Source organism: Rhizobium sp. B230/85 (genome assembly GCF_019355735.1).
Classification (GTDB): Bacteria; Pseudomonadota; Alphaproteobacteria; order Rhizobiales; family Rhizobiaceae; genus Rhizobium; species Rhizobium rhododendri.
Genome location: NZ_CP072160.1, coordinates 116014 through 133392 on the forward strand (window position 1 = coordinate 116014; position 17379 = coordinate 133392).

Sequence of the window (17379 nt, forward strand, 5' to 3'; positions counted from 1 at the left end):
CCCACAAGCCCTAAAGTAGGACACAAACACACATTAAATTGCGACAGACATTGTTCATTTAAACTTTCAACGAAAATATGGTTATCAACCATTTATTTAGCATAACACACGTAAGAGCGTCGCACGTCATCCGGACCCGTTGATTAAGCAGAACGCGGACATGAGCCCCAGGTAATGATCGGATAACTGACTAGGTGACCCAACCGAAACTCCCGGTCCTGGACTTCTTCATCTTCATCTTCATCTTCATCTTCTCCTCCGTCAGTGTAGTTGCCACCTCTAGCAAAAAAGTCGTAAGATACGCCATTGATCTCATCAGCCCCAGGGCGTACAAATATGTTGCTTCGGATGATGGCGAGGAAAAAAGCGTTTTTATGTGGGCCCTCATAGTAATTGACCAAGCCCCCTTGGTCAGTTCCCTCTCGCAGCAGGCGGTTCAACCGCCGCGGATCTAACAGCCACGGCGGTATGGCCGTTGCCGCAGCGCCGAAGTTGCTTGAACTAGAGGGCAGAAGGCGGTTCATAGCGCATCTTTGAGCAGTCGCTTGATCAGCATACACGTAAGTCAAAGATTGATCGGTCAATATGTATTCATCGTCATATTGACCGGGAGTACGTATCGAAGCGTTGAAGTAGCAGATTGATCCTACAGTGTTCCGGAAATCGTTACGGGCCTGCTCCAAGCGAAGTGAGAGTTCCTGAGCATTCGAAATTTGAGTCAGGTCACGAACCGCCCATCTAGGTACCGCCATAGTAAGATACTAAATGCCTTGAGATAGCACCACGATTCATGCGACGAATTTATAGAAGCGCTGACGCCCTTGTTGGCAATTCGTAAAGATAACGGAGCCGTATATCTTTCCCATGGTACTATAGCAATCATCTCCCTATTTTCACGCATCGCCGCCTTAATTGACAATGGCTCAGCGGACTTTAGATTCTTGTGGGACCAGTGTAATCGATGATTTGTCAATTTTCGGTGACAGAGCCGGTAGTGTGTCGGGTTTTATTGAAAGCGTCAGCACCGCCCTTTGACAAAAGGTTTAAATCAAACTTTCCACGATGTGAACAGATTCGGCCGCCCCTAGAAAAGTCAAAATGTGCAGCGATTACTCCAATCAGCGAAAATCAAGGAGTGATTGGGTCTATTCAAAGGAATGACAAACAATTTCAATAATTGCGCACACGATTATTGATATATATATATATATTCATAACGAGAGCTATGTGACTTAAGGCGGTCATTAGTATTACCATTCCTAAAGTGCGATGGCGAATTATATCGGAAAAGATCTGTCGACCTACGATCTGGTCAGCGCCACTCAGGCCTTCATTGACCTACATGGAGAAGCCGAGATTTTGCCTACTGGCGAAACGATGCGAACGTCTGGTGCCTTGATCTACATGTATGGGGACAGCGACCTTACACGCCGAATCTATGACGGGGTCGTCTATCTCCCTTCGAAGAAGGAGGATACCTTTCTTTCGTTCGAACCAGAGCAGATTAAACAAAGCAGGTTCGCTTACACCCACTACGTAGCGCTCTTTCCAAGCGAATGCTTTCTCCTGATGAATCAGAATGGCCTCTATGCGAGATGCCATGAGGCGGATGTTCTCTACCCCATTGTTGCTTATGGCGCTCTCTAAAAAAGTTATCCATTGGATAATCTGCATGAAAAAAGTTTCTTCAAATAAGCGATTGTTACGCCTATAATTAATAAAAGCAACTGAGTGTACGATATATTTGCCTATTTTATAATACAGTCTTTCTATAGTGTTTTGGGTTTCCCAATTATAAGTAACGTATTATAAATTAAATCTCAGTGGGATTACAAATACATGTTTCTCGCTCATAAATTAATACTAAATACGAAATTTTTAATTAAATTATAAATAAATTCTAATATTAAATTAGACATCGGTCATGCCCTTCGTATCTTAATAAACGCAGATTTAGAATCGAAGAATTACATTTTGATATATCCTATCAGTCAAAACTTACTCATTAGGTTTTCGAGCAAAAAAGACGGCTGTCGCGTAGAAGACTAACCGGTTCAAACTTGCTGGCGTATAATCCGCATTCAGGAATCTTTGTAGCCACACTGTACCCAATACGGGCTCAGTGGTAACGCTCATTGACGACATGTCCCTATGCGTAGAGCGCTAAAAATACAAAATGAATGAATTGTTCTGGAGCACGAAAACAGAATATTACACATGCATTGCCGGAACGCAAAATATCTCGGAGCCTCTTCGAGCCTCTTGGTGGGTTGGAGTCATGGTGAAAAGGACATAATGTTTGAAATGACGGTCCGCTACGATCTGAATCGTAATTTTCATGACCACTAATTTAGATTACGAAAATATCGATCTATGCTTAACTAAGACTCTTTAAAATTAAAAAAATTTTTAATTTGAATATTTCAATGATATTCACAGCCTAACGTTATAATATCAGTTTATGGACCTGTATTTTTATATCCCATGTACTAACCCACTTTAATAGATTTATATTAGTTATGTTAAACATAAATCGAATTTTAAATTAGTGATATGCCATCCCCGGAAATATGTAAGTATAATTAACATCGAAAAATCGCTTCATATCACTGCTATTCGATATTGAAGTCAGTTTTTTTGCAGGACGAATGCCTCTGAGAGTCTGTTCAAGAAAGCGGGTATCGAGCGAGCCTTCTTGTCATGAGCTTGATCATTGCTGTTTGGATGAAGGCTAGGCTTGTGGCCGAGAAACGCTCGAAATCCTTTGCCATTCGGCGGTTTATGCCGAGCCACGCCAGCGTTCGTTCGACAATCCATCGCTTTGGTAGCACCTGGAAACCGGCCTGGTTTCGTTTGATAATCTCCATCGGTCGCGGGCTGGCCTCTTCTACTGTTGTGCCCTGATAGCCGCCGTCGCCGCAGATTTTCTCGATAAAGGGAAAACGGTTGGCGAGCCTGTCGAAAACAAGTGCTGCTCCATCACGATCCTGAATTCCTGCCGAGTGGACCTCGGCTTTCAGAAGCATGCCAAGAGTATCGACCAGAATGTGCCGCTTGCGGCCCTTGATCTTCTTACCCGCATCATAGCCGATATCGAGACGAGCATCCGGGCCGGTCTTCACTGATTGGCTATCGATGATGGCAAATGACGGTTGCTCTTCTCGCCCCTCAAGCTGCCGCGTTCGGCAGTAGAGCGCGTCATGGATACGACGCCACGTCCCGTCCCGGCAAAACCGTTTGAAATAATGGTAGACCGTGCTCTTCGGTGGAAAATCATGCGGCAGCAATGCCCATTGGCAGCCTGACTGCAGCAGATAAAAAATCGCGTCCATCACCGCCCGAAGCGACGTCTTGCGTCTGCGGCCCAGTCGAGGCTGCCTCGGCATGAGGGGCTCGATCAAGCTCCACTCACGGTCATTCAGATCACTTGCGTAGCGCATGCGGCTTCTGTCATGGTGACGCCGGGTGAAGGGTGTCCAGGCCATTCGATCTCTCCGTATTTGTCGCAAAATACAAAGAATCTGATTGCCGCCCTTCACTCAACCCCGCGCACGCCCGCCATTCTTGAACAGACACTGAGAGTGCTCTCGCTGATCAAGTACTCCTGGGAAAGCAAGCCAGTCTGCTGCATAAGCCCTGGGTTCAGAGATTGACAAAGTCATGGATGTGCGGCGGAAGCTATTCATACATAACCGTAGAAGCTGATCCTGGCCAAGAACTAGAGGTCATCAATGGCTACAGTTTGGCAGGCGATGAGCCAAGCCGGAAAAGCGTGCTTGCTTCTGTGATAGGGGGGCGGATGATGAATTTCCGAGCAATCTGAAAGATGCAATCGACATCCTCACCAAGACGGATCCTCCCGAAAAAACCGTGGTCAGATTGGTTGACCGTGTAGATCCTGAAGCTGGTAGCAGTGACCTTACGGTGCAGGAAACGGGACAAAACCGGAAGATGATGGATGAGTGGAAATCTATTCTGAACAATATGTCGCCCCCGCAACGCGCCATGTTGGTCGCCTGGAACCGGGTAGAGCGCGATACGGTTCTGGATCGCATCACGAAGCTGCCCTACCTGCCGAATGTCGCTGCGACTTATCTGAATGCCAATATTTCCTGTATAAAAAGACAGGAGATGCGTTGGCGTGAAGGCGTCCAAATGGGGATCCGGGAGAGAATAATCTTCTGGATTTGGATGCTGGTTGATGCAACTCGGTGTTATCGTCCCCGATACTGTTTCCGTTTTCCTCGGAGCAGTCATTGCTGTGTTCCGTTCGGGACCGATCAGATTGCAAAATCAGCTCATGGCAATCGCGATATTGGATTTTCCCTGGGCGGATGAAAGGCTTGCGCGCTTCATCATCCTGCAGCGCTTCCTCGGTATTCTTCCAACGATTTTGTTCGGCATTTCCGCCCTGGTAGATTCAGGTTTCCGACGGACAGCTTTCAAAGGTGTGAGCAATATATCCTGGAAAGCAGTTATCTGCATCCTCTGGCAAGTCCTAATGCACAATTGGAAAAATCTGTACGATTTATATTATTCCAAGCGTTTAAGGGCGTTGAGGCTGTCGAGCCTCGAAAAGTCAGAGATTGTTGAATGTCAAGTTAGTCTGTCACGTTGCAACGCTCTCATCTATGCCGAGTTTGAGATTTACCAACTCGGAAATCGATTTGGGGGGCAGACAAGTTACTATAAGCAGGATCATGAGGATGTGGCAAAAGGTCTGCACTGGATTAGTCATACAGAGACAAAAGAAGCCGTCCAAAAGAATTTTGCCGGCAAGTTTTCAATTTTAATTGCGGTCATTGCCATCGGGAGTTTGATTTGCACATCAGCCTTTCCAGTCGATCCCTACGCCGGCCTTGTTGCGATTGCTTATTTTGGTCCCTTGACCATCAGAACTGCAGTTGATGTTTGGGATCCATCCCAAAGCCTTGAAGATCTTTTGCGCCTGTTCACCATTACTGCTGGGCCAACATTTCCGAGCACCCTCTTGATGGTCGTCAATTTGATTTATTGGATTATCACCAGAGAGGCGTTGTTCGTTGGCTTTTTGAACATAAAATTCGCCATCACATTCGCAGTTCTGTTTTATCTCAGCCTCTACCCTAAACTTTGGGGGGAGGGATTTTTGTACGTAGGGCTTGCCTGTCAAAAATACGTATCCCGGATTACGGGAAAATCCTCTGGAAAAAATAATGTAGTTCCATGAGGATGAAAATATGTATTTCAGTTTTTTATTGAATAAATATTAACTTCTCGTATTCCTCCTTTAGGGTGCTATCTAAAATCTGAAAACATCTTTTGGTTTGATCCGAAAACCGGATTCAACTTTTTCCCGACAAACACTAAGTTGGCTCTCGAACATTAAAACGTGCGGACCCACGTTTCATAGATATCGTGCGCGTCGTGAATTCTTATCGAACTCCAAATTGAGACATGTCGTCGATGTCGCGGACTGTTCATTTTTTTCTTCAAGATCGCGGTGTGGAGAATTGTTTGTTTGACAGGATATATTGGAATGTCGCATCCGTGCATCCGTGCATCCGTGCATCCGTGCATCCGTGCATCCGTGCATCCGTGCATCCGTGCATCCGTGAGGTGGCTCGGGAAATCTGCACAGGGGGATAAGTGGAATTTCTGCCTGACTTCGGATTAGATGCGAGAAACAGGAGATGCCATGGCAAGACGACCGCGCCGGAACCAAAGCCCGGCTTTCAAGTCAGGAGTCGCGATCGCCGCCATTCCGAGCGAGCAAACACTGGTGGAATTATCCAGCAGTTTGAGGTCCACGCCAACCGGATTAACAGTGGAGGAACAACTCCTTGAGGAGACGATAGGTGTTTTTGGCGATGAAACTGAGGCTGGACCAGCAGGTCCAACCGTCGACGACAAAACGCTGCACGCCAAAATAAGCGAACTGAAACTGAAAAAAGTCTTTTTGGCCTGAGCGCTCGGCAAGGCGGGATTGCTGGGCGGAAAGAAATGATCGACCTCGAGCATAAGTTGCCGGTCGTGCCAGGCGAAGCTTCTCGGCTTCAGCCCTGGCACAATCTATTATCTACTTCCTGCAGTGCCTGACGGTTATCTGGCCCTGATCCGCCGGATTGACGAGTTGCATCTCGACTACCTCTTTGCCGGGATGCGGATGTGTCGCAAGGGCTCTTAAGAGGAAAAGGGCTCGAAGCTGGGCGGCTGGATGGAGGCACGCTGATGAAGAAGATGGGCATCAAGGGGTAATCCCCCCGGCAATTAACGGGCTTCAAAAGTAGAATTTTCTCGGCAATATGAACGAGGAGATTTTGATGAAGACGAGCAGATTTAGCGAACCCCAAATCCTTGCCATCCTTCGCCAGGCGGAGGGTGGGGTGCCGGTGCCCGAGCTTTGCCGGGAACATGGAATGAGCACGGCGTCCTTTTACAAATGGCGTTCCAAATATGGCGGCATGGATGCGTCGATGATTAGCCAGATGAAGGCTTTAGCAGGTCGCGGAAATAGCGCCGATTTTTCCGCCGATCCTGGCTAGACGGCTCGAAGACAGGCCGTGATGAGGCTTTTTCAGCGGCCGTTGTCGGCCCATTTTGTCGTCATCCGCCTGGTTCGGCGGATTCCGGGCGCGATTAGGCTGTCGCCAGCAGCTTTGGCAGCCTCACCAGATTATAAGCGGTGGCTGTCAGTGTGAACATCCAGCCGACGCGATCCTTTCCACGATGGCGGGTCTTACGCATTCCGCCGCTGGTCTTGGCCCAACCGAACACTTCCTCGATACGCTTGCGAATGCGCTGACTGACAGCGTAGCCAGGGTGATGGGTGGTGCGACCGTCGATGGCCGAGCGTCGGTTCGTCGTGTTTTGGGCGACGTGTGGCGTCACCTTTGCGTCCCGCAAGGCAGCAACGAAATCGGCCGTATCGTAGGCTTTGTCTGCAGCCAATGTGATGCGATGACGACCATCCATGCGGCCCACCATATCCAGTGCCGCCTCGCGCTCGGCGGTTCCGGTCGCATGGGTCAGCGTGGCGTCAACAACCAAACCATTGCGGTTTTCCATGGTGACGTGGCCCATGTGGCAAAGCCTGGCCGCCTGGCCACGGGCCTTCTTATAAAGCCTGGCGTCCGGGTCGGTGGTCGATGCGTGGGTTGCGTTGCTGCGCTTCTCGCCGTGGAAATCGCGCTCAGAGTTGCGGCCTTTGGCTTCTGGCGGCTGTTTCTCTTCAGCGCCAGAGCCGCTGCCGTCGGTGTCGCCACCATCTGTGTCGTCCTTGGGCTTGAAGCTCTTCATGCTGGCCCAGGCTTCGATCAAGGTGCCGTCCACCGAGAAGTGGTCGTCTGACAGCAATGCTTTCACCCGCGGCTGGCTCAGCAACGCGGCCAGAAACTTGGCGGCGATATCGCCAGCCAAGAGCCGCTCACGGTTCTTGGTGAACACGGTGACGTCCCAGATCGGCGCGTCCATCGACAAGCCGACGAACCAGCGGAACAGCAGATTGTAGTCCATCTGCTCCATGAGCTGACGCTCCGAGCGGATCGTGTAAAAGGCCTGCAACAACAGAGCGCGCAGCAGCTTCTCCGGCGGGATCGACGGACGGCCGATCGCTGAATACATCGCCTCGAAATCCGGCGACAAAACTTCCAGCGCCTCGTCTACAATCGCGCGGATCGCCCGCAGCGGATGGCTTGTCGGAACCCGGGCTTCGCAGCTCACATAAGAAAACAAAACCGCCGTCTGGATATCATTACCGCGCATGTCCTGCTCCTGCCGACCAATCACTCAGGCATGGAATCATGGCAGTCCGTTCACAGCAAGGGCCTTTTTCCGCATCCTGTTAGAGGATGAGAACCGTCGGCTGAAGAAAATGTATGCCGAGATGAGCATGCAGGCAGAACTGCTGAAGGAGGCTCTCGGAAAAAAATGACGCAGCCATCTCAACGCCGGGAGATGGCTGCGAAAACAGTGGCGCTACGTGGGGTCAGCATTGCGTTGGCCTGCCGCACCTTCGAGGTCAGCGAGACCTGCTATCGTTACAGCGCCAAGCTGAATGACGAGAACGAGCAGATCGCCGATCTCCTCATCGGGTTGACGCGGGCAAAGAAGACATGGGGCTTCGGCCTTTGCTTCCTTTACCTGCGGAATGTTCAGGGGCACCGTTGGAACCATAAACGGGTCTATCGCATCTACCGCGAACTGGAATTGAACCTCAGGATCAAGCCACGCAAGCGATTGAAGCGGGACAAGCCCGATGCCTTGGCTGTGCCAGAAGCGCCGAACATGGTGTGGTCGATGGACTTCATGGCAGACCGCCTGGAGGACGGTAGGCAGTTCCGGCTGCTCAACGTCCTGGACGACTTCAACCGGGAGGGGCTGGGCATCGAGGTGGATTTTTCGCTACCTGCCGAGCGCGTCATCCGGAGCCTCAACCAAATCATCGAATGGCGGGGAAAACCGTTCGCCATCCGTGTCGACAATGGCCCGGAATATATCAGCGGCAAACTCATGGAATGGGCTGAGAACCAAGGCATCGCCTTGAACCATATCCAGCCAGGCAAGCCGCAACAGAACGCCTATGTTGAGCGCTACAATCGCACCGTCCGGCACGAATGGCTCGACCAATACATCATCGTAAGCATCGAGGAGGCACAGGAATTCGCCACACAATGGCTATGGACCTATAACAACGAACGGCCCAATATGGGCATTGGCGGCATCACGCCCGCACAGAAACTGAAAATGGCTGCGTGAATTCTACTGCCGAGCCCCGTTAGAAACGGGGGGATTACCTCCTCAGCTTCGCCTCGTCCGACCAACGCCGTCTGCGTTCGGTACCGGACATAATCTCTATGCGAGCCATGAAACCTCTTTGTTCTGGTATTAATGTCAGCACTAATGCTGGTTCGAATGCCAGAACATCGCCTGATTTGCCCGATCAGCAAAAACAGCTCACCGGACGCTCACGTTGAAACTGCCGGACGGCACCTTATCGAAGTTCGCGCCGATACCGAGGAGGTCACTAAAGTCGACCTGGATATCCGATTCAAACGGATCCGGGTGTTGCCGCCCATCGGCAAGAAGAAACGATATCCTGCTTTGGATCTGACGGTCATCCACGCGGTGGAGCCCAACCCTCCGGCCGGCCGCAAGCGCATCGAGTGGAAGCTACTGACCGATCTTGAGGTACATAGTGGATGGAATCTAACGCTTGGTGCCCGCGTTTAACGGCGGCGATGATTTTGTCGGGATCGGCGGTCCAAGTGAAGGGCTTTGGCTTTTTGTTGTGCTCAACGAGGAAACGGTTGATGGCGGCCTGGAGATCGACGACGGAATGGAAAACGCCGCGTTTCAGACGCCGCTTCGACAGCCTGGCGAAGAAACCCTCCACCGCGTTGAGCCATGAGCTTGAAGTCGGAGTGAAGTGGAAGGTGAAACGCTCGTGACGGTCGAGCCAGGCTCTCACCTTGGGATGCTTGTGGGCAGCATAGTTGTCGAGGATGACGTGGACGGCCTTGTCGTCCGGCACCTGGGCGTTAATGGCGTTGAGGAAGCGGATGAACTCCTGATGACGATGACGCTGCATGTTGCGGCCGATGACGGTGCCGTCGAGCACGTTGAGGGCGGCAAACAGCGTGGTTGTGCCGTGCCGCTTGTAGTCGTGGGTCATGGTGCCGAGCCGACCCTTCTTCATCGGCAGGCCCGGCTGGGTGCGGTCGAGCGCCTGGATTTGGCTTTTCTCATCGACCGACAACACGACGGCGTGGGCTGGCGGATCAACATAGAGGCCGACAACGTCTCGCAGCTTGTCGACGAATTTCGGGTCGTTGGACAATTTGAACTGCCGCCACCGATGAGGTGCGAGGCCATGCGCTTTCCAGATACGCCTGACTGCGCTGGCGCTGATGCCGGCGGCCGTCGCCATCATGTCGGCCGTCCAGTGCGTCGTCTCGCCCGGCGGATCAGCCAGCGTCAGGGCCACCACACGCTCGGCGACATCGGGTCCGAGCCGCACAATACGCGACGGCCGCGTCTTGTCGCGCAGGAGACCCTCGACGCCTTCTGTGGCGAAGCGCTCTTGCCAGCGCCATACGCAGGTCTTCGATTTGCCGGTCTGGCGCATAATCTCGACAGTCCCGACGCCATCGGCACTCAGCAGGATGATCTCGGCCCGCCAGACGTGCTTTTGGGGCGCATTGCGATCCCTGGTCAAGGCCATCAGGCGTTGGTGATCTGTTGGCGAAACGGTGAACGATATTCCTGTGCGCATGCGCCAGACTCGCATGCCAACCCAGCAAATGGAATCCCATACAGGACTCTTATGTCAGGCGGTAACCAATAGCTGCGACGATGCCGTCGAAAAAATCAAATGGTACGCGATGCGCTGGAAGATTGAGGTCTTCCATAAGATCCTGAAGTCGGGCTGCCGGGCTGAAGATGCACGATTACGAACGGCCGACCGACTGGCAAACCTTGTCGCCATGTTCTGCACTATGAGCTGGAGGGTGCTCTGGTTGACAATGCCGCGCGCAGTGCGCCCGAAATACCGCCAACTGCGGCTCTCACCGAACAGGAAATTGAAATTCTTGATCGAATGATCAGCAACGCAGGTAACCGACAAGCGACGCCGGGATCGCTGAATTTCTATCTCACCAAACTCGCCCGTTTGGGTGGTTATGTTGCAAGAGCTTCAGATCCGCCTCCGGGAAATACGGTCGTCTGGCGCGGTCTCAGCCGGCTGACGGACATTCGCCTCGGAGCCGAAATCGCAGCGACACTCAGATGTGGGTAATTGCAAGCTTCGCCGGATGCTTACGATCAGCAGAACCCTGCGTCCATTGAAACCCAGATCGATTTGGCAACGTCATTTGTTTTAGTGTCTGTTCAAGAATGGCGGGCGTGCGCGGGGTTGAGTGAAGGGCGGCAATCAGATTCTTTGTATTTTGCGACAAATACGGAGAGATCGAATGGCCTGGACACCCTTCACCCGGCGTCACCATGACAGAAGCCGCATGCGCTACGCAAGTGATCTGAATGACCGTGAGTGGAGCTTGATCGAGCCCCTCATGCCGAGGCAGCCTCGACTGGGCCGCAGACGCAAGACGTCGCTTCGGGCGGTGATGGACGCGATTTTTTATCTGCTGCAGTCAGGCTGCCAATGGGCATTGCTGCCGCATGATTTTCCACCGAAGAGCACGGTCTACCATTATTTCAAACGGTTTTGCCGGGACGGGACGTGGCGTCGTATCCATGACGCGCTCTACTGCCGAACGCGGCAGCTTGAGGGGCGAGAAGAGCAACCGTCATTTGCCATCATCGATAGCCAATCAGTGAAGACCGGCCCGGATGCTCGTCTCGATATCGGCTATGATGCGGGTAAGAAGATCAAGGGCCGCAAGCGGCACATTCTGGTCGATACTCTTGGCATGCTTCTGAAAGCCGAGGTCCACTCGGCAGGAATTCAGGATCGTGATGGAGCAGCACTTGTTTTCGACAGGCTCGCCAACCGTTTTCCCTTTATCGAGAAAATCTGCGGCGACGGCGGCTATCAGGGCACAACAGTAGAAGAGGCCAGCCCGCGACCGATGGAGATTATCAAACGAAACCAGGCCGGTTTCCAGGTGCTACCAAAGCGATGGATTGTCGAACGAACGCTGGCGTGGCTCGGCATAAACCGCCGAATGGCAAAGGATTTCGAGCGTTTCTCGGCCACAAGCCTAGCCTTCATCCAAACAGCAATGATCAAGCTCATGACAAGAAGGCTCGCTCGATACCCGCTTTCTTGAACAGACTCTTAGAGCGTGGCTGGACGCTTTATCAGACATTTGTCGATGCAGGAGTAAGCGGCGCTAGCTTCGTGACCTGAGACCCATCTTCCCTCCAGTTTTCAAGAGAGTCTTGGGTTTACACTCCGTCGCGTTGTGACGACCTTCAACGTAGACTCCATAGAGAAACTCCTTGTCGCTCGTCCATGGTATGTCGATCACACAACAGGCGTTTGACGACAATGTGGGGAATCACCGGTTACTCCAGAGTTCGATTTCATAAAAGTGCAACAGCTTCAACACTTTCGCGATATGCTCAAGGTCTCGCGACAAGCGATCAAGGGCCAGGCAGAGGAGGACGTCTCTAAATCTTCCGTCATATCGCTGACGACGCGCACGCCACCATCATCATAAATGAGGCGGGATAGCAAATGTCCAACAATCTCGTGGTTCCTGAAAACATCACGATCCTGCCCCTGCCGTCAAAGTCGCCTGAGTTGAACCCGGTCGAAAACCTCTGCCAGCTGATGCGCCAGAACGGGCTCTTGAACCAGGTTTTCGAATCCTTCCAAGATATTGTCGACCATCGCGCGACGCCCGGCGGAATCTTGAAAGGCAGCCATGGCGCATAATCTCCATAGGTCGCCTTAAATGGGCACATGGGTTCTGATTATTGAGCGCTGGTATAACTAAAGCAAACCTCTGGTTGACGACAAACATTAAGTCAAACTTCATTGCATTGCGCTCGTCCTTCAATTGAAACATGAAGTCAGTGTTTCAAAATCGAAATGTAACAGGCTACTCGCACAATCAATCTCGTCAGTTGTAATCTTTCCTTTCACCAGGGGGCAACGGCGGTAACGGATGTGAGGATATTGTGCATGTTGAAAACGACAGGCGGTTTCTCCACGATTTTGTGGGCATTGATGATTCAGCCCGCAGCGGCGGCTCCCCTTTCTTTGATGACATTCGACCGCTACGCTCAAGAGTGCGGGCCATCTGTCGCGTCTTCTACGCTTGCGGCAATTGCTAAGGTTGAAAGCCAGCTGGATCCGCTCGTCATGCACGACAACACGACGGGCGAGACCCTTCACTGGAATGAGCAGGCGCGAGCCATTCGCGGCGCCAGCGATCGACTTCAGGCGGGTCATTCCATTGATGTCGGGTTAATGCAAATCAACTCAGCGAATTTCTCGACCTTGCGCCTGTCAATCGGAGAAGCCTTTGAGCCGTGCCCGTCCTTATCAGCTGCAGCCAGGATTCTCGTCAAGAGTTACCGTGGAGGCACGACGACCAAGGAAAGGCAACAATCTCTGCGTCAAGCGCTCTCGATGTACAACACCGGCGATCCGCAAGATGGGTTTGCAAACGGATATGTTCGCAGGGTTGAAGTTGCAGCCCAACAACTTGTTCCAGCATTGAGTGACGTTTCAAAAAACGAAAATGGTGACGACAGGAACGAAGAGACGTGGAACGTTTGGGAGACCTACGATCAGCAGCGTCTGCCATCCGTACCGCCCGATCTTCGTGGTTCTGATCCGCCTGTTTCTGAACATAAAAACCAGATCTTGCTCGACTTAAAGGATGGAGGTGCATGATGCATGCATTGGACGACAGACAACAATCAAAGTTTTTTTGCGCTGTGCAGCGGGCAGTGCGGCATGTCGCTACCTGTGTCCGGGCCGTTGTAACGACTGTCGCAATAAGCGCCGTCTTATCAAGACCGGCTGCGGCACAGGCTTCGGGGGGGACTGACCCGACGGCTATGGTAAACAACATATGTACGTTTATCCTTGGTCCTTTTGGGCAGTCGCTCGCGGTACTCGGGATTGTTGCCATCGGTGTGTCCTGGATGTTCGGTCGTGCCTCGCTCGGTCTAGTCGCCGGCGTTGTCGGAGGCATCGTGATCATGTTTGGTGCCAGTTTTCTGGGGCAGACGCTTACGGGAGGTGGCGGCTGATGAGAGAACGTTTAGAGGAATCAACTCTCTATCTGGCAGCTACACGGCCTGCGCTGTTTCTAGGCGTCCCGCTTACAATGGCCGGATTGTTCATGATGATGGCGGGGTTTGTCATCGTCATAGTTCAGAACCCGCTTTACGAAATGATCCTTATTCCGTTGTGGCTTGCCGCGCGGCTTATTGTCGAGCGTGACTACAACGCCGCCAGTGTTGTTTTGCTGTTCTTGCAGACGGCGGGCAGGAGTGTCGATGGAGCGACTTGGGGAGGAGCCAGTGTTAGCCCCAATCCAATCAAGGTACCAAAGCGGGGAAGAGGAATAGCCTGATGCTTGGCAATAGTGGTACAGCTGAGAGATCTGGCGAAATATATCTCCCTTATGTCGGTCATCTCAATGACAATGTCGTGCTTCTCGCAGACGGATCGATTATGACGATGGCGCATGTCAGCGGTCTTGCCTTTGAGCTGGAAGACAATGAAACGCGCAATGCGCGCGCACGCGCTTTCAATACGCTCTTCCGCAACATCGCGGATGACAATGTGTCGATCTATGCCCATCTCGTCCGTCATAGCGATGTAAGGCCCCCGCCTCCACGGAATTTTCGGAGTATCTTTGCAGCGCGTCTTGATCATGCTTTCGAAGAGCGTGTGCTTTCGGGTAATCTCTATCGAAACGATCATTTCCTCGCTCTTATGATCCATCCGCGCACGGCACTCGGCAACGTCAGGGGCAGGTTTGCCAGATTTCACAAAAAAAAGGAGAGCGATCTTGCAAACCAGATGCGCCACATTGAGGACGTGTGGCATGTGGTATCCGGTGCTCTCGAAATGTATGGCCTGCGGCGACTCGCGATCAGGGACAAAAATGATGTCCTGTTTAGCGAGGTTGGCGAAGCATTGCGGCTGATCATGACCTGCCGTTTTGCCAAGGTACCACTGGTCAGCGGATCGCTTGGCGCATCCATCTATACGGATCGCGTCATCTGCGGCAAACGCGCTATCGAAATAAGGACGCCTAAGGACCGGTATGTCGGCTCCATCTTCTCCTTTCGGGAATATCCTGCAAAAACCCGACCGGGCATGCTCAATACATTGCTATCATCGGATTTCCCGCTTGTCCTGAGCCAAAGCTTTTCCTTTCTCACGCGCGCCCAGGCCCACGCCAAACTGAGCCTGAAATCCAGCCAGATGCAAAGCGCCGGCGACAAGGCTGTGACGCAGGTCAGCGCGCTGGGCGAGGCAGAAGATGCCTTGGCCAGCGGTGAATTCGTGATGGGTTCTCATCATCTGAGCCTTTGCGTCTATGGCGAAGATCTCAACCAACTGGCAAATTGCGGAGCGAAAGCCCGTACCCGCCTGGCCGACGCCGGTGCCGTCATCGTCCAGGAAGGAATCGGCATGGAAGCGGCCTATTGGTCGCAGCTTCCAGGGAATATGAGATGGCGCACACGTCCAGGGGCAATCACGTCGCACAATTTTGCCGGTTTGGTGTCATTCGAGAACTTCCCTGAAGGCTCATCATCCGGCCACTGGGGGGATGCAATAGCCCGCTTCCGCACAAACGGTGGAACCGCTTTCGATTATATTCCGCACGAGCATGATGTCGGTATGACCGCGATATTCGGGCCGATAGGCCGCGGCAAGACCACGCTCATGACTTTCCTGCTCGCAATGCTGGAGCAAAGCATGGTCAGCCGCAGTGGAACTGTGGTGTTCTTTGACAAGGATCGAGGCGGTGAATTGTTGGTGCGAGCGACAGGCGGAACCTATCTTGCTCTCAGGAGGGGTGTTCCAAGTGGCTTGGCACCTTTGCGCGGTCTTTCCAATACGCCGATGTCCCGGGACTTTTTGCGGCAATGGATCGTGGCCCTGATCGAAAGCGATGGGCGCGGCAGCATCACTCCGGAGGAAAACCGACTTCTGGAGCGCGGGATAAGACGGCAGATGTCATACGAGCCACAGATGAGATCGCTTGCTGGTCTGCGAGAGTTTCTTCTGCATGGACCTTCAGAAGGGGCCGGCGCGCGCCTGCAACGCTGGTGCCGGAACAACGCGCTCGGATGGGCCTTCGACGGGGAAACCGACGACGTCAGGTTGGATCCCTCTATCACAGGGTTCGATATGACACATCTTCTGGAATACGAGGAGGTATGCGCGCCGGCTGCTGCTTACCTTCTTCACCGGATCGGGGAAGTTGTCGATGGTCGTCGATTTGTGATGAGTTGCGATGAATTCCGCGCCTACTTGCTTAACCCCAAATTCTCCTCGGTCATCGACAAGTTCTTGCTCACAGTGCGCAAGAACAATGGGCTGTTGATCCTTGCGACACAACAGCCGGAACACGTGCTGGAATCCAGTCTTGGTGCCAGTCTTGTGGCACAATGCATGACGAAGATTTTCTATCCTTCGCCCACCGCCGACCGAGCTGCCTATATCGACGGTCTGAAATGTACCGAAAGAGAATTTCAGGCTGTGCGTGAGGATATGGCGATCGGCAGCCGCAAATTTCTCCTGAAGCGAGAGAGTGGCAGTGTCATTTGCGAATTCGATCTCCGCGATATTCGTGAATATGTCGCCGTTCTGTCTGGGCGCGCCAATACGGTCCGGTTTGTGGATCAGCTTCGCAAGACTTGCGGAGAGGATCCTTCAGCATGGCTCGAGACATTTATGGACCGCTACCATGAAGCAGGCGATTAAGCGTGTACGGTCATGGCTGAAACACGTTTCACGGCCTCCGTCAACCGCTGTCACATCGGTTGCATTCCTTTGGCATCGTCCGGGTCGAGACACTCGTCCGGGAGATGCAAAAAAACCGATATAAACGCCCGGCCGTTCGGGCACTGCACACCAACAACGATGCAGTGAGAGGTCCGAGGCATCAAATCCATCCATCGCGCTTTCCAGATTGGCATCGGCGTGAGATGTGGTGACGAAAGGATACATGTTATGAAAACTGCACAATTTGGCTTAACAGTTCTTGTCGCGTCTCTGCTGATATCCACTCCCACCAAGGCTCAGTTTGTTGTCAGCGATCCGGTAACCGAGAGTGAAACTTTAGCAACCGCATTGTCTACGGCCTCCAATCTTGAACAAATGATCACCATGGTCACGGTCTTGACGTCTGCTTTTGGCGTTGTGGGCTTGATGAGTGCCCTTGATCAAAAAAATCAGTATCCTTCAACAAATATGCTCGAAAAGCAGATGTTTTCTGCCGATGGAACGAACTCTGATGTTGCGCGCGCGATTACATCGGATAACGACCGGCAGGTGTCGGGCAGTGATGCAGAGGCCGACCTGCTGCGTGAGCAAATCACCGGTGCGGCAAATGCCATCGGCGTAGCCGCCGAAAATCTCGATGCGATGGACAAGCGGCTTGATGCCAACAGCAAGACTGCCGGCCAGCTTTCCCGTTCACGCAACATCATGCAAGCGACGGTTTTAAACGGGTTGCTTCTCAAGCACATACACGATGCAATTATTCAGAATGTTCAGGCCACGAACCTCCTGACGATGACGACTGCGCAGTCTGGCCTTCACGAAGCCGAAGAAGCTGCTGTTCAGCGAGACGAACACCAAAAAACTGCGCGGATTTTCTCGCCTCTTTATTAAAACATGGCGAGCTAACCATGACCTTCAGAGTTCATTTGGCTCACTCTGACCCTGACTCCAGGCAA

The 17379-nt window shown here is 52.4% G+C and carries 15 protein-coding genes and 3 pseudogenes; 13 read left to right on the top strand and 5 right to left on the bottom strand.

What is annotated here, in order from left to right; genetic code table 11:
• Positions 1-143: 143 nt before the first annotated feature.
• The gene (locus J5289_RS28290; protein WP_209207730.1) at positions 144-752 is read right to left on the bottom strand and encodes a RolB family protein; all 609 of its coding nucleotides are present in this window, start codon (positions 750-752) and stop codon (positions 144-146) included.
• A 517-nt stretch (positions 753-1269) separates the two neighbouring features.
• On the opposite strand from J5289_RS28290, the gene J5289_RS28295 reads away from it, so the two are divergent.
• Complete coding sequence (locus J5289_RS28295; RefSeq protein ID WP_209207731.1) at positions 1270-1647, top strand: hypothetical protein; 378 nt, start codon at positions 1270-1272, stop codon at positions 1645-1647.
• Positions 1648-2666: 1019 nt separating this feature from the next.
• On the opposite strand, the gene J5289_RS28300 is transcribed toward J5289_RS28295, so the two are convergent.
• Together J5289_RS28300 and J5289_RS28305 are read right to left on the bottom strand one after the other, a co-directional pair.
• Positions 2667-3485, bottom strand: coding sequence for an IS5 family transposase (locus J5289_RS28300; protein WP_219276561.1), 819 nt, complete (start codon positions 3483-3485; stop codon positions 2667-2669).
• A 250-nt stretch (positions 3486-3735) separates the two neighbouring features.
• Complete coding sequence (locus tag J5289_RS28305; protein WP_209207728.1) at positions 3736-4155, bottom strand: hypothetical protein; 420 nt, start codon at positions 4153-4155, stop codon at positions 3736-3738.
• 46 nt (positions 4156-4201) lie between these two features.
• Here J5289_RS28305 and J5289_RS28310 point away from each other — a divergent pair, with 46 nt between their 5' ends.
• The 3 genes and pseudogenes from J5289_RS28310 to J5289_RS28320 all read left to right on the top strand — a co-directional run.
• Positions 4202-5209 carry a hypothetical protein gene (locus tag J5289_RS28310; protein ID WP_209207727.1) on the top strand — a complete coding sequence of 336 codons (1008 nt, stop codon included), beginning with the start codon at positions 4202-4204 and terminating at the stop codon, positions 5207-5209.
• 447 nt (positions 5210-5656) lie between these two features.
• Positions 5657-6231: pseudogene (locus J5289_RS29665) on the top strand (IS3 family transposase); the annotation flags it as partial.
• 71 nt (positions 6232-6302) lie between these two features.
• Positions 6303-6479, top strand: a pseudogene (locus tag J5289_RS28320) (transposase); the annotation flags it as partial.
• A gap of 139 nt (positions 6480-6618) precedes the next feature.
• On the opposite strand, the gene J5289_RS28325 reads toward J5289_RS28320, so the two are convergent.
• The gene (locus tag J5289_RS28325; RefSeq protein ID WP_219276660.1) at positions 6619-7743 is read right to left on the bottom strand and encodes an IS5 family transposase; all 1125 of its coding nucleotides are present in this window, start codon (positions 7741-7743) and stop codon (positions 6619-6621) included.
• Positions 7744-7822: 79 nt separating this feature from the next.
• On the opposite strand from J5289_RS28325, the pseudogene J5289_RS28330 reads away from it, so the two are divergent.
• Positions 7823-8736, top strand: a pseudogene (locus J5289_RS28330) (IS3 family transposase); the annotation flags it as partial.
• Positions 8737-9094: 358 nt separating this feature from the next.
• Here the strand turns inward: J5289_RS28330 and J5289_RS28335 are convergent.
• Entirely contained in the window at positions 9095-10252 is a 1158-nt protein-coding gene (locus tag J5289_RS28335) for an IS630 family transposase (protein ID WP_257625546.1), read from the bottom strand.
• Between J5289_RS28335 and J5289_RS29670 the strand changes: the two genes are divergently transcribed.
• From J5289_RS29670 to virB5, 8 genes are all read left to right on the top strand, one after another.
• Positions 10230-10580 carry a hypothetical protein gene (locus J5289_RS29670; protein WP_257625547.1) on the top strand — a complete coding sequence of 117 codons (351 nt, stop codon included), beginning with the start codon at positions 10230-10232 and terminating at the stop codon, positions 10578-10580. The two genes, J5289_RS28335 and J5289_RS29670, sit on opposite strands and share 23 nt — an antisense overlap.
• 369 nt (positions 10581-10949) lie before the next feature.
• On the top strand, positions 10950-11768 hold the full coding sequence (locus J5289_RS28345) for an IS5 family transposase (protein WP_219276561.1): 819 nt from the start codon (positions 10950-10952) through the stop codon (positions 11766-11768).
• 410 nt (positions 11769-12178) lie between these two features.
• Positions 12179-12379, top strand: a complete 201-nt coding sequence (locus J5289_RS28350; protein ID WP_209207810.1) for a hypothetical protein — start codon at positions 12179-12181, stop codon at positions 12377-12379.
• 249 nt (positions 12380-12628) lie between these two features.
• Positions 12629-13345 (top strand): type IV secretion system lytic transglycosylase VirB1, encoded by a 717-nt coding sequence (locus tag J5289_RS28355; protein WP_209207811.1) that lies wholly within the window; start codon positions 12629-12631, stop codon positions 13343-13345.
• Entirely contained in the window at positions 13342-13707 is a 366-nt protein-coding gene (gene virB2 / locus J5289_RS28360; RefSeq protein ID WP_209207812.1) for a pilin major subunit VirB2, read from the top strand. Before J5289_RS28355 ends, virB2 begins: the two co-directional genes overlap by 4 nt.
• Positions 13707-14033, top strand: coding sequence for a type IV secretion system protein VirB3 (locus J5289_RS28365; protein WP_142832338.1), 327 nt, complete (start codon positions 13707-13709; stop codon positions 14031-14033). The genes virB2 and J5289_RS28365 overlap by 1 nt, the downstream gene beginning before the upstream one ends.
• Positions 14033-16402, top strand: coding sequence for a VirB4 family type IV secretion/conjugal transfer ATPase (locus tag J5289_RS28370; RefSeq protein ID WP_209207813.1), 2370 nt, complete (start codon positions 14033-14035; stop codon positions 16400-16402). Before J5289_RS28365 ends, J5289_RS28370 begins: the two co-directional genes overlap by 1 nt.
• 249 nt (positions 16403-16651) lie before the next feature.
• On the top strand, positions 16652-17314 hold the full coding sequence (gene virB5, locus J5289_RS28375; protein ID WP_209207814.1) for a pilin minor subunit VirB5: 663 nt from the start codon (positions 16652-16654) through the stop codon (positions 17312-17314).
• The last annotated feature ends 65 nt before the right edge of the window (positions 17315-17379 follow it).

What these genes read in the sequence shown, in the direction of transcription:
- J5289_RS28295 (WP_209207731.1), top strand. Translation starts at nt 1,270, where the DNA reads ATGGCGAATTATATCGGAAAAGATCTGTCGACCTACGATCTGGTCAGC.
- J5289_RS28310 (WP_209207727.1), top strand. Translation starts at nt 4,202, where the DNA reads ATGCAACTCGGTGTTATCGTCCCCGATACTGTTTCCGTTTTCCTCGGA.
- J5289_RS28300 (WP_219276561.1), bottom strand. Translation starts at nt 3,485, where the DNA reads ATGGCCTGGACACCCTTCACCCGGCGTCACCATGACAGAAGCCGCATG.
- J5289_RS28355 (WP_209207811.1), top strand. Translation starts at nt 12,629, where the DNA reads ATGTTGAAAACGACAGGCGGTTTCTCCACGATTTTGTGGGCATTGATG.
- virB5 (WP_209207814.1), top strand. Translation starts at nt 16,652, where the DNA reads ATGAAAACTGCACAATTTGGCTTAACAGTTCTTGTCGCGTCTCTGCTG.
- J5289_RS28345 (WP_219276561.1), top strand. Translation starts at nt 10,950, where the DNA reads ATGGCCTGGACACCCTTCACCCGGCGTCACCATGACAGAAGCCGCATG.
- virB2 (WP_209207812.1), top strand. Translation starts at nt 13,342, where the DNA reads ATGATGCATGCATTGGACGACAGACAACAATCAAAGTTTTTTTGCGCT.
- J5289_RS28370 (WP_209207813.1), top strand. Translation starts at nt 14,033, where the DNA reads ATGCTTGGCAATAGTGGTACAGCTGAGAGATCTGGCGAAATATATCTC.
- J5289_RS28365 (WP_142832338.1), top strand. Translation starts at nt 13,707, where the DNA reads ATGAGAGAACGTTTAGAGGAATCAACTCTCTATCTGGCAGCTACACGG.
- J5289_RS28290 (WP_209207730.1), bottom strand. Translation starts at nt 752, where the DNA reads ATGGCGGTACCTAGATGGGCGGTTCGTGACCTGACTCAAATTTCGAAT.
- J5289_RS28335 (WP_257625546.1), bottom strand. Translation starts at nt 10,252, where the DNA reads ATGCGCACAGGAATATCGTTCACCGTTTCGCCAACAGATCACCAACGC.
- J5289_RS28350 (WP_209207810.1), top strand. Translation starts at nt 12,179, where the DNA reads ATGTCCAACAATCTCGTGGTTCCTGAAAACATCACGATCCTGCCCCTG.
- J5289_RS28325 (WP_219276660.1), bottom strand. Translation starts at nt 7,743, where the DNA reads ATGCGCGGTAATGATATCCAGACGGCGGTTTTGTTTTCTTATGTGAGC.